Annotated in this window: 11 protein-coding genes and 2 pseudogenes; 8 read left to right on the plus strand and 5 right to left on the minus strand. The window is 48.9% G+C overall.

Annotated features, from left to right (window positions below):
* Positions 1–2: 2 nt before the first annotated feature.
* The 4 genes from DXB44_RS08850 to DXB44_RS08865 form a co-directional block, all read right to left on the minus strand.
* Positions 3–2018, minus strand: coding sequence for an ABC transporter permease (locus DXB44_RS08850; RefSeq protein ID WP_118658456.1), 2016 nt, complete (start codon positions 2016–2018; stop codon positions 3–5).
* A complete protein-coding gene (locus DXB44_RS08855; protein ID WP_118658457.1) occupies positions 2005–2775 on the minus strand; it encodes an ABC transporter ATP-binding protein in 771 nt (256 codons plus the stop codon). Before DXB44_RS08855 ends, DXB44_RS08850 begins: the two co-directional genes overlap by 14 nt.
* Before the next feature lie 126 nt (positions 2776–2901).
* Positions 2902–3918 carry a sensor histidine kinase gene (locus DXB44_RS08860; RefSeq protein WP_118658458.1) on the minus strand — a complete coding sequence of 339 codons (1017 nt, stop codon included), beginning with the start codon at positions 3916–3918 and terminating at the stop codon, positions 2902–2904.
* A complete protein-coding gene (locus DXB44_RS08865; protein WP_118658459.1) occupies positions 3915–4577 on the minus strand; it encodes a response regulator transcription factor in 663 nt (220 codons plus the stop codon). Before DXB44_RS08865 ends, DXB44_RS08860 begins: the two co-directional genes overlap by 4 nt.
* Positions 4578–4691: 114 nt before the next feature.
* On the opposite strand from DXB44_RS08865, the gene DXB44_RS08870 reads away from it, so the two are divergent.
* Complete coding sequence (locus DXB44_RS08870; protein ID WP_117477557.1) at positions 4692–5009, plus strand: DUF3847 domain-containing protein; 318 nt, start codon at positions 4692–4694, stop codon at positions 5007–5009.
* 232 nt (positions 5010–5241) lie between these two features.
* On the opposite strand, the gene DXB44_RS08875 is transcribed toward DXB44_RS08870, so the two are convergent.
* On the minus strand, positions 5242–6108 hold the full coding sequence (locus tag DXB44_RS08875; protein ID WP_347475185.1) for a PD-(D/E)XK nuclease family transposase: 867 nt from the start codon (positions 6106–6108) through the stop codon (positions 5242–5244).
* 46 nt (positions 6109–6154) lie between these two features.
* Here DXB44_RS08875 and mobQ point away from each other — a divergent pair, with 46 nt between their 5' ends.
* From mobQ to DXB44_RS08905, 7 genes and pseudogenes are all read left to right on the plus strand, one after another.
* Positions 6155–7741: a MobQ family relaxase gene (gene mobQ / locus DXB44_RS08880; protein WP_243111103.1), complete on the plus strand. Its 1587-nt coding sequence runs from the start codon at positions 6155–6157 to the stop codon at positions 7739–7741.
* A gap of 14 nt (positions 7742–7755) precedes the next feature.
* On the plus strand, positions 7756–7929 hold the full coding sequence (locus DXB44_RS14530) for a hypothetical protein (RefSeq protein ID WP_158581886.1): 174 nt from the start codon (positions 7756–7758) through the stop codon (positions 7927–7929).
* Between the two features lie 42 nt (positions 7930–7971).
* A pseudogene (locus tag DXB44_RS08885) lies at positions 7972–9243 on the plus strand (type IV secretory system conjugative DNA transfer family protein); the annotation flags it as partial.
* 47 nt (positions 9244–9290) lie between these two features.
* Entirely contained in the window at positions 9291–9506 is a 216-nt protein-coding gene (locus DXB44_RS08890) for a Maff2 family mobile element protein (protein WP_118658461.1), read from the plus strand.
* Between the two features lie 86 nt (positions 9507–9592).
* On the plus strand, positions 9593–10456 hold the full coding sequence (locus tag DXB44_RS08895; protein ID WP_118658462.1) for a VirB6/TrbL-like conjugal transfer protein, CD1112 family: 864 nt from the start codon (positions 9593–9595) through the stop codon (positions 10454–10456).
* Positions 10457–10471: 15 nt separating this feature from the next.
* On the plus strand, positions 10472–10897 hold the full coding sequence (locus DXB44_RS08900; protein ID WP_118658463.1) for a PrgI family protein: 426 nt from the start codon (positions 10472–10474) through the stop codon (positions 10895–10897).
* A pseudogene (locus DXB44_RS08905) lies at positions 10824–11792 on the plus strand (PrgI family protein); the annotation flags it as partial. The gene DXB44_RS08900 and the pseudogene DXB44_RS08905, both read left to right, overlap by 74 nt.
* Positions 11793–11833 lie beyond the last annotated feature (41 nt).

Below are 11833 nucleotides of genomic sequence, written 5' to 3' on the forward strand. Positions count from 1 at the left end.
GTTTAGACCTCCAATTCTCGCTGTTCTGTGACAATACGTTTACAGGAAAGATACGTTGCAAGGAAATAACTTCCGTAGACAAGCAGAAAAAGAACGATTGTCAATCCGATATTTGTTGCGATATGGATGTTCATAAATTCTTCCACCACAGCCATTGCTTTGCCAATCAGGAAAGCAGAATACACGCCAGCGACGACTAGCGGAATGGCAAAGAACACGGCTGTCTGCACAAAAAGCGTATGATCGATTTGCCAGCGGCCTGCACCCAGCTTTTGCAGCAAACCATAACGATACACATTGTCGGTCGTTTCGGTAAGCTGTTTTAACGCTAGAAGTGCGGCGCAAATCAGCAAAAAGACCAACCCGATATAGCAGCAAAGGAAGCTCACCAAGGCATCGAGGCCGTAGAATGTCTCATACATCATGTTCTTTTCGGCATACCGATAGCCGTGTGTACTATCCAATCCAATCGGAATCATCTTTTGCAAAATTTCATTGGAATCTGCATTCGGCTCATATTGCACCAAAAGCGCATTTACATCTTTTTCAAGTGATGCGGTGACGGAATCGGGAACAATCAAGGTGCCGCGGTCATTGTTGCCAACCGACGTCATAATGTATGTTTCCTGCAACACTTTATCTTCTGCACGCTGTAAAGTCGCCCCACTAACCGTGATTTCCGGGTGGCTCTGCAATGCAGCAGCAATATACCGATACGTTCCATTGTAGTTGCAGTTCAACAGGTATTGGCCATCGTTCAGCGTGATGGGTGCTTTGTTCTGCATGGCTAAGGCACGATTCAAGTCCGAAATGGAGATTACGGAAACCTTGCTGTCAGGAACTTTTTCATCAATCGGCCAAAATTTGACTTTCTGTCCTTCAAATAGTTCAGAGTAGGTCATATCGGCCTCGTAAACACTGATTTGTTCTGTGGCTTTGGCGTAGTTGCTTATGGTAATATCGTGTGCAGCGAGATAGGTAGCAATATCGCTGTCCCCGTCAACCGAAACATTGGAAAGCACGTTCAAATCATAGGGCGTTGCAGAACGAGACATTTTGTTCATAGCAAGCGCTGTGCTTGCGCCAATCGACACGGCGCAGATCGTGATGGTCAGCAATCCGCATACAACCGTTACCACAAGATAATTGGTTCGGATTTTGCTGCCAATCTGACGGACAAGGAACGTATTCAGACCTTTCAGGTAAAAGCATTTCCTTGCACTTGCTGCTTGCATGAAAACGGCTGACAGTGAGTAGAACAGCAAAAAAGTTCCCGCGACCAATGCCGCCGCTGCCAACTGGAACAGATTATTTTCATGAGATGGCAGAATCCCGTTTTTGTTGAACAGCGCGGCAGAAATTCCGATGCAAAGCAGCGAGAGCAGGAACAGACAAGCCGGCAAGATACGGTTTTCAGTCTGCATACTTTCGTTTTTTCTGCCGTCCGTCAATAGGTCGATCAATTTAACATTGGTGACAGACCGAATATTGAAAAGCATGACAATAAAAAAGATGATTGTGAAACACAACACGGTCTGGCGAAGCGCTCCGGCTGAAAACACGATCCGAAACTTTTCAAGATTGATTGCAAAAAGCCGCAATGCAATTAAAGAAAAACCTTGCGAAAAGAAAAAGCCCAAAAGCAATCCTGTGCCCAGCGCGATGATGCCAACACAAAGCGTTTCGCCTGCAAACAACCGGGAAATACGCCCTTTTTTCATGCCGAGCATCATATACACGCCTAATTCTTTTTTGCGGCGTTTCAATAAAAATTGATTGGCATAAAGAATCAGGAAAGCCAGAACAACCGCAATCATAGTGGAAAGCGTAGAAAGCATAATGCCGAGCTGACGATATAAGAGCGTGCCAGTCATGCCCATATTGGAAAAAGCCGGCTGGTCAGAAATGGAATTGAACGCATAGAACAAACTGACCGAAAGGGTCAGCGTAAGAAAGTAAATCAGATAGTCACGAATGTTCTTACACACATTTCGGAAAATAAGCTTACATGTGTTCACTCTGTTCACCTCCCAAGACGGAAACTACTTCCAGAATTTTTGTAAAAAATTCTTTGCGCGTATCCGTCCCACGATGCAGTTCGTTGAACACCTGCCCATCTTTGATAAACAAAATGCGATTGCAATAGCTGGCAGAAAAAGCGTCATGCGTTACCATGAGAATCGTTGCTGAAAGCCGTTCATTCAATTCGGTCAACATTGTCAACAGCATTCGGGAAGAGTTGGAATCCAGTGCGCCGGTCGGCTCATCTGCCAGTACGATGGCGGGATTTGTCACCATCGCTCTTGCAGCAGCTACTCTCTGTTGCTGACCGCCAGACATCTGATAGGGATATTTATCCAATACATCCTGAATGTTCAGCGCTTGGGCAATCTGTGGAATACGCTGCTCTATTTCACTGGGTTTGGCACCTGCGATGGAAAGGGCCAGAGAGATATTTTCATAGGCGGTCAAAGTGTCCAGAAGATTGAAATTCTGAAAAATAAATCCCAGCTTTTTTCCTCGAAAGTCTGCAAGCTGTGCCCCGTGAAGCGCCGTGATGTCCTTTTCTTCTACATAGATATGACCGCTGGTGACGGTATCAATCGTGGAAATGCAGTTCAGCAAGGTGGTTTTGCCAGAGCCGGAAGCACCCATGATGCCGAGAAATTCTCCTTTGCGAACAGAAAAAGAAATGTGGTCGATGGCTTTTGTCAGGTTGCCTTTGTTACCATAAAATTTTTGGATGTCATCCACCCGTAAGATCGTATCGCCCATAGGTCAGGCTCCTTTCTCAAAAGCGCTTTGCTTTTGTGCTTTTACTCTACCACAAGGAATTTTCCGATGCCATTAAATTGGATTACATTTGTATTACCAAAATGTAAGGTTGAAAAAAGCGAGGCTTTACAGCCCCGCCGCCTGCAAATAGCTTTCCGTAGGAAAAACCATCGTCACAGTCGTTCCCTGTCCCGGAACGCTGGAAATAGAAAGTGAGATATTCATTTTTCGACACAGCCTTTGGCTCAAGTACAAACCAATGCCGGTTGATTTGGAATAACGGCGGCCGTTTTCGCCGGTAAAGCCTTTGTCGAACACACGCGGCAAGTCAGCAGCAGAAATACCAATGCCATTATCGGAAATGAAAAGAGATACCGTGTTTTTCTCTGCTCTGGCTGAAAATTCAACTTGTAAATTATCTTTCCGATACTTGATAGCATTGGAAAGAATCTGTCCGATCACAAAGGTGCAGCTCTTGCTGTCTGCGGCCACGGGAATATCCAGATCCTTTAGAACCGGCTTTCCACCGACCTGAATCAACGGCTTTGAGTACGTTTTTAGCGCAGCGTACACCAATGCCTGCAAGGTGGTTTTCTCCACCTTAAAGTCCTTTTCCACATCGGTACTGCGGGCGTAATATAGCACCTGCTCCACATAAGCATCAATTTTCCGCAGTTCATCGTCAATTCGCAGTGTGGTGGGATTCTTTTCATTTTCAACGATCAGCCGGGCAGAGGTGATAGGCGTTTTGATTTCATGCACCCATGAATCAAGGTATTCCCGATATTCACGGTTCTCCTGCTCTGCATAGGAAAGCTGGTCGTTCTGATATTTGTTGCAGCACCGCAGAACGTCCACCAAAATCTGCCCCTCTAAAAAATGAGGCGGCACCATTAACTCGCCTAAAAGAGTTTTTATGTCCATCTGCTCTGTCATTTTTTGAAGCAGATTATAAAAACTCTGCTTGCGAAAAAAGTCATACAGCAGCGCTGTACTGTACGCTGCAAGTAAAATCATCTCGGCAAACAGAATAAACACAGCAGATGTTTCAATCAGCCAGAGGAGCGCAAGCAGCACGAGTGCAGCCACCAGCATACAAATCAGGGAAAAGATACGGTCAAGCAGATACTCGGATAACTTCATACGCAATACCCTAAACCACGTTTCGTTTCCAGATAGTCCGGCAGACCGATTTCGGTCAGTGCTTTCCGTAACCGAACGATGTTGACATTCAATGTGTTTTCGTCTATAAATTGTTCACTCTGCCAGAGTTCATCAATAATAGCGTCACGGGGAATAATGTTGCCCTTATTCACCATAAGCAGGCGCAAAATCCCAAGTTCATTTTTGGTAAGTGATTTTTTGTTCCCTTGATAGCTGATTTCCGCCTTGAGCAAATTTAAGGTCAAGCCTTTGTGCGTGAGAACGATGTTGTCCTGTACTTCATAGGTCCGAGCCAGAAGTTTTTGGATTCGCGCCAAAAGAATCTGTGTATTGTACGGCTTTGCAATATAATCATCTGCGCCGATGTTCAAGCTCATCAACTCGTCAAAATCGCTGTTTCTGCTGGTAAGTACAATGATAGGAAGATTGGATTTCTGTCGGATTTCTCTGCATACTTGGAAACCATCCTGATAGGGCAGATTGATGTCTAAGAGAATCAAGTTAGCCCCTGATGAAAGAGCAGCTTGCACAATGTGGTGAAAATCATCGCTGCTGTCGCATTGGTAGCCGTACTTTTGAAGAAGCTGAACAAGTTCCTCGCGGATTGCCGGTTCATCTTCTATAATGAAGATTTTCATGCTCACACCTCCTAGACGTATTATATTCGTTATCTCAAAGAATACAAGGCGGTAAATATGAATTATAAAATGTTTGTAACCGAATAAAAACTTTTGAAAAAGGAGAGCGATGCCATGACCCAACCCAAAAACGACCTAGCCTACCTCCGCAGCGAAAAAGCCAAAGCCGAACAGAAGCTGCGCTCTTGTAAGCACCGGGAGAAGATCCTTGAACGCCGGATGTCGGAGCTGAATCGGAGAGAGCGTGTGCATCGTCTTTGCACCCGTGCTGGAATGCTGGAAAGTTTTCTGGTCTGTCCGGGAGAACTGACAGACGATCAGGTGATGGAACTGCTGAAAATCTCGTTTCGTCAACCGGAAGTTGTGCTGGCTCTTGCAAAGATGGTGCATGACGTTCACGAACGCGGCAACGTCCAAAACCCTTTAGAATAAAGGGCGCAATTATACACCGTTCCGGTGAAATTGCGGTCTTGCAGACGGCTCGATGAAATCGAAGCTGGCGTTTGTGCGCCAGCCCGATTCCATCCCAAGGAAAACTGCATTTTCCTTGCGCTGCTTTGCAGCTATCTTTTTGCAGAAGAACACGATATAAAGTACAAAAGCCGACTGGGAAAATCCTAGTCGGCTTTTGAATTTTTAGAGATAAAGTTCAATCAAAAGAGCATCAAATTCTTTGCAGTAACATCTTACGGTCATCCTCAGAAATCCCCATGGCATCCATAGCCTGTTCTGGGCTGAGATTCATGTTTTTCATCAGGTTCTTTACAGACACCAAAAGAGTTTTGATGTTCTGCTCAGCAGCGGTTTCGTCCCGCATTTTTTCCATAGCTCTGCACATAGTTGCCACTCCCTTCTCGTTTTCTTTGAAGTACCATACTCGATTGGCCAAAATGGGATAGTACATTTTGCTGGAATCGGTACAGAAAAAGTCATGCATCAATTTACCAAGCGCCGTTTCATCCTTGATCTGCGAGTTGACATAGATGATATGAGCCTGATCATTAAAGATCATACCAGTTTCCTGAACGGTTCGGTCAATATGATAAATCGGAAGCCCGGCCCTCAAAATATCGTTTTCTGTGATAAAGATGACATAAGTTTCATTCAACGCATCGTATTCCTCACCGGAATCTGTCAGGTTTGCATCAAGCAAGCTGCTATTGTAGCGAGCACGTTTTTCACTTGCGCCCCGGTCACTGCGCTGGACTTCAATATTATATGCACGGTTGTTTCGGTCTACCGCCAGAATGTCCAGCCGAACCGAACGTCCCTGCAAATTTTTAATGCTGTATTGTCCATGAACCTCTCGCACAACCAAATCGTCCCGCTTCAGGATGATTCGGAGCAAGAACTCTGCGCAGTCGTGGTCTTCAAACACCGCAGCCATAAAATCATCATCAATCAAACGAAACTCTCGAATCCGCTGCAAATCTTCTTCGTGCTTCCGTTCAAAATCCAGTTCCTGTTCTGATTTTCTTTCTGACATCGGCTCACCAGCTTTCTGTTTACTTATCCAAGATAATAGTATCATAAATCCACATTTTTTACAAGGGAACGTTTCAAATGCTCACAAGGAGGTGATTCCTATTCCGTGTCCGCATTTCAAAATCTCCATCGTAAAACGCAGCCAAGGGCAGTCCGTTGTTGCCGGTGCAGCCTACCAAAGCGGCGAACGGCTGTTCAGCGAGTACGACCAGAAAACGAAATTCTACAACAAGAAGAAAGAACTCGTCCATGCCGAAATCATGCTGCCGCCCCATGCGCCGTCCGGATATGCAGACCGGGCAACGCTCTGGAACGCAGTAGAATCCGTTGAAAATCAATGGAACTCGCAGCTTGCCCGGCGCATCGTGCTGGCGTTTCCGGTGGAGGTGCCGAAGGAACAGTATCTTCCCATGCTCAAAGAATTTTGCAACGAGCAGTTTGTTTCCAAAGGTATGATAGCCGATTTTGCCATCCACGACAAGGGCGATGGAAACCCACACGCCCACATTCTGCTGACACTCCGGGCAATGGACAAACACGGCAGGTGGCTCCCGAAAGCCCGAAAGGTGTACGACCTTGACGAAAACGGTAAGCGCATCCAGCTTCCATCCGGGAATTGGAAGTGTCACAAGGAAAACACCGTGGACTGGAACGACCAGAAGTACGCCGAGGTCTGGCGGCATGGCTGGGAAACCATCACCAACCGCTATCTGGAAGCCGCTGGCAGACCGGAACGTGTTGATCTCCGCTCATTCGAGCGTCAGGGCGTGCAGCAGATTCCGACCGTGCATCTCGGCCCCGCTGCTCACCAGATGGAAAAACGTGGGATAGAAACCTTTCTCGGCAACCTGAACCGGGACATTCGTGCCGCCAACAGCTTGATGCAGTCCATCCGCAGTACCATCCGGGGACTGCAACGCTGGATCGCAGACCTGACCGAAAAGAAGCAGCTTCTTCTGGACGCTCTGGAAAAGGCGAAAGAACCCACGCCGTCCGACCTGCTGGTGGATTACTTCAACCTTCGCAACGAGCAGCGCAGCGGTTGGTCTGGCAAGGCAAAACTGAAATGCACCGTCCGGGATTTTGAGGAGATTCGGCAGGCGGTGGACTACCTGAAGGCCCATTCTCTGAACACCATCGAGGATTTGAACGCCGCAATCAAAGACCTGAGCCAGACCGTCGCCCCTCTCCGCAGACAGTTGAAGCAGAACGAGAGCCAGATGCGAGCAATCGCCCAGATCAAGGATGCTGCTGCCATCCATGCCAAGCTGAAGCCCATCCACGACATCTTTATAAAGAAGAACTTCAAGCTGACAAAGGACGCTTATGCTGCCCAGCACAAGGACGAGCTGGACGCATTCAACAAAGCTGTCCGTACCCTGATGAAACTGAACGGCAGCACAGCGGTAGATTTTTCGGCATTGGATGCCGAATTTTCTGCGCTGCAATCCGGCAGCGCAGAGCTGCGCAGCCAACTGGAAACCTTGCAGCCGGACATCTCTGCTCTGAAAAATATCCGCAAGTATATCGACCTTGTGCTGAATAAGCAACAGCTTTCCGCACCGGGCGGCAAGACCCCGGAAAAGGAATCGGTACTGAAAAAGCTGAATGATAGCAAGGTGGCTCTTGAAGAGAAAAAATCACAGCCCTATCAAAAGACAACGGAACACACATTGTAAAAGGAGAAGCACAAATGAGCAAAACTGTCACTTTGACCGAACATCGCCCTGCGGATGGAATGTTGACCATGCGAGTCAAAAACACAACTTACAACGTCAACATCTTTTTCAATCCGAACGCGAAGAGCACATTGGATACTCAAATGCGAAAAATCATTCAAAAAGAAGCGAAAGCTGGTAACTTTTGAATTTACAGCAGCATCTTGATTTTTTATCTTGACAAAAGGCAGCCCAAAGGCACACTGGTTCTCGAAACAGGCCAAATGTTCCAGCGGGCGGGCTACCGGGTGAAAATCCTGAACACGATAAACTTTTCCAAGTCTATGAAGTACAACCCCTTTGTTTACATCCACTCGGAAAAGGACGTGCTGAAACTGGTGAATACCATTATCGCCAACACCAAGGGCGAGGGTGAGAAATCAGCAGAAGATTTTTGGGTGAAGTCGGAACGGCTGTTCTACACCGCGCTTATCGGCTACATCTGGTATGAGGCCCCGGCAGAAGAAATGAACTTCACCACCCTGCTGGAAATGATAAATGCCAGTGAAGCCCGCGAGGACGACCCGGAGTTTCAAAGCCCAGTGGACCTCATGTTTGAACGGCTGGAACAGAAAGACCCGGACCACTTCGCCGTCCGGCAATACAAAAAGTTTTTGCTGTCGGCAGGCAAGACCCGTTCCTCCATCCTGATAAGCTGTGGTGCCCGTTTGGCTCCATTTGACATCCGGGAAGTACGGGAACTGATGGAGAACGATGAAATGGAGCTGGACACCATCGGGGATGAAAAGACCGTGCTGTTTTTGATTATGAGCGACACGGATACCACCTTCAACTTCATTCTGGCCATGCTCCAAAGCCAGCTTATCAACCTGTTGTGTGACCGTGCGGATGATAAATACGGCGGCCGGCTGCCTGTCCATGTGCGGCTGATTCTGGACGAGTTCGCCAACATCGGGCAGATTCCAAACTTCGACAAGCTGATCGCCACCATCCGCAGCCGGGAAATCTCGGCATCCATCATTTTGCAGAGCCAGTCGCAGCTGAAAGCCATCTACAAAGATGCGGCCGAAATCATTTCAGACAACTGCGATTCTGTTCTCTTTTTGAGTGGGCGGGGCAAGAATGCCAAAGAGATCTCCGATGCGCTGGGGAAAGAGACCATCGACAGTTTCAACACCAGCGAGAACCGGGGCTCTCAAACCTCCCACGGACTGAACTATCAAAAATTAGGAAAGGCGTTGATGTCAGAGGACGAAATCGCAATCATGGACGGCGGCAGATGTATTTTGCAGCTGCGGGGTGTGAGGCCGTTCTTCTCGGAGAAGTTCGACATCACCAAGCACCCGCACTACAAATACCTTGCGGACGCGGACAAGAAAAACACCTTTGATGTGGACAGGTTCTTATCCACCCTGCGCCGGAAACGGCAGCAGGTAGTCGCGCAGGACGAAAGTTTTGACCTGTACGAAATCGACCTGTCGGATGAAGATGTAGCCGAATAACTTTATTTTTGAGTGCCGCAGAACAAGCGGCAGAAAGTGAGGACCTTATGGAATTTTTCAACAGCGCAGTCGATACTTTGCAGACCATCGTGGTCGGTCTGGGCGGTGCCCTGTGTGTCTGGGGCGGCATCAACCTGTTGGAGGGTTATGGACAGGATAACCCCGGCAGCAAGAGCCAGAGCGTGAAGCAGCTGGTCGCGGGCGGCGGCGTTGCCCTGATCGGCGTGACCCTTGTCCCGCTGCTGTCCGGGCTGCTGGGCTAACCTCAACTTATCCGAACATCCATCTTTGAGACCCCACCGCGCTCTCCCAGAAAAGTGGGAGGGCGCGGGAAAGGAGGTATCTTTGCTTGATTAGTGAGATCATCGAGAAATGGATAAAAGACATTTTGATCGATGGCATCACGGGCAACCTCTCCGGCCTGTTCGATAACGTGAACGCCAAGGTGGGCGAAATCGCTTCGGACGTTGGTTCTACCCCGCAGGCATGGAACAGCGGCATTTTCAATATGCTGCGCAGTCTTTCCGAAACGGTAGTGCTGCCTATTGCAGCGGCCATCCTTGCCCTTGTGATGTGCCATGAGCTTATCCAGATGATTACCGAAAAGAACAATATGCACGACTTTGACACCTCCATGTTCTTCCGCTGGATTTTCAAGTCTGCCTTTGCCATCCTCATTGTCAGCAACACATGGAACATCGTCATGGGCGTGTTCGATGCCACCCAGAGCGTTGTCAACCAAAGCTCTGGCGTGATCATCGGTGAAACATCCATCCACTTTGACCGCCTGATACCCGGACTGGAATTTCAGCTGGAAAGCATGACCATTGGCAGTCTGCTTAGTCTGTGGTTCCAGACCCTTGTAGTGGGCCTAACCATGAACATCCTTTCCATCTGCATCTTCCTTGTGACCTACGGCCGCATGATCGAGATTTACGTTGTGACCGCACTGGGGCCTATCCCGCTGGCGACCATGGGCAGCAGCGAGTGGCGCAGCACCGGGCAGAACTACTTGAAGTCTTTGCTGGCACTGGGTTTCCAAGCGTTCCTGATTATGATTGTCGTGGGCATTTACGCGGTGCTGATACGCAACATTTCGGGCGCGGCGGACATTGCCGGGGCTATCTGGGGTTGCATGGGCTATACCGTTCTGCTCTGTTTCTGTCTGTTCAAGACTGGCAGCATCAGCAAGTCGGTGTTCGGTGCCCATTGAGAAAGGAGCGCTTGAATGGCGTATGTGACCGTTCCCAAAGATTTGACCCATGTAAAATCCAAAGTCTTATTCGGGCTGACCAAGCGGCAGCTGGTCTGCTTCGGCGGTGCGCTTTTAACGGGCGGACCGCTTTATTTTTTGGCCCGAAACTATCTTTCCAACAGTGCAGCGGCCCTGCTGATGATTTTTGCCATGCTGCCGGGGCTGCTGTTCGCTCTGTTCGAGCGGCACGGCCAGCCCCTTGAAGTGGTGATTCAGCAAATGATTCAGTGCTGCTTTATCCGCCCCAAGGAAAGGCCCTATCAGACCAACAATGCTTACGCCGCCCTTGTGCGGCAATACCAAATGGAACAGGAGGTAAAGGCCATTGTCCAGAAAAACGATACCCCGCGAAACCGAAAAGTCCAAAAAGCTCACCCGCGCCCAGAAAAAAGAAATTGATGCCGTTATCCGCAAGTACAAGGGTGACGGCAAGCCCCGCACGGCACAGGCCACCATCCCGTATGAGGCCATCTACCCGGACGGTGTGTGCCGCATTGACCGGCGCACATTCTCCAAGTGCATTGCCTTTGAGGACATCAGTTATCAGCTGGCCCAGCCGGAAACAAGAACCGCCATCTTTGAACACCTGTGCGACCTCTACAACTATGTGGATGCTTCCATCCATGTGCAGCTTTCGTTTTTGAATCGCAAGGTTGACCCGGTGCAGTACGCAAAAAGTTTTGAGATCGCACCGCAGGGGGATGATTTTGACGACATCCGCGCCGAGTACACCGCCATCCTGCAAAAGCAGCTTGCCAGCGGAAATAACGGCATTGTCAAAACCAAATATCTGACCTTCACCATCGATGCCGACAGCCTGAAAACTGCGCGGGCTCGGCTGACCCGCATTGGCCTTGACCTGCTGGGCTATTTCAAGACCATGGGCTGCGTGGCACACGTCATGGATGGGCGGGAACGTTTGGAGGTGCTGCACGGCATCTTCCACCCGGACGGCGAACCGTTCCGTTTTGACTGGGACTGGCTGGCACCCTCCGGCCTGTCTACCAAGGATTTTGTGGCCCCGTCCTCCCTCTGTTTCGGTACGGCCAAAACCTTTGGTTTGGGCGGCAAGTATGGAGCTGTGAGCTTTTTACAAATCCTTGCGCCGGAACTTTCGGACGAAATGCTGGCCGACTTCCTCAAAACGGAAAGTGGCATTCTCGTCAATCTCCATGTGCAGGCCATTGACCAGACCGAGGCCATCAAAACCATCAAGCGGAAGATAACAGACCTTGATGCCATGAAGATTCAGGAGCAGAAAAAGGCTGTCCGTTCCGGGTACGACATGGATATACGTGCGACTCGTTCCTGAACAAAACCTTCGTGGTTGAAGGA

Origin of the sequence: Faecalibacterium sp. OM04-11BH (assembly GCF_003482185.1) — a bacterium.
Taxonomy (GTDB): Bacteria; Bacillota; Clostridia; order Oscillospirales; family Ruminococcaceae; genus Faecalibacterium; species Faecalibacterium tardum.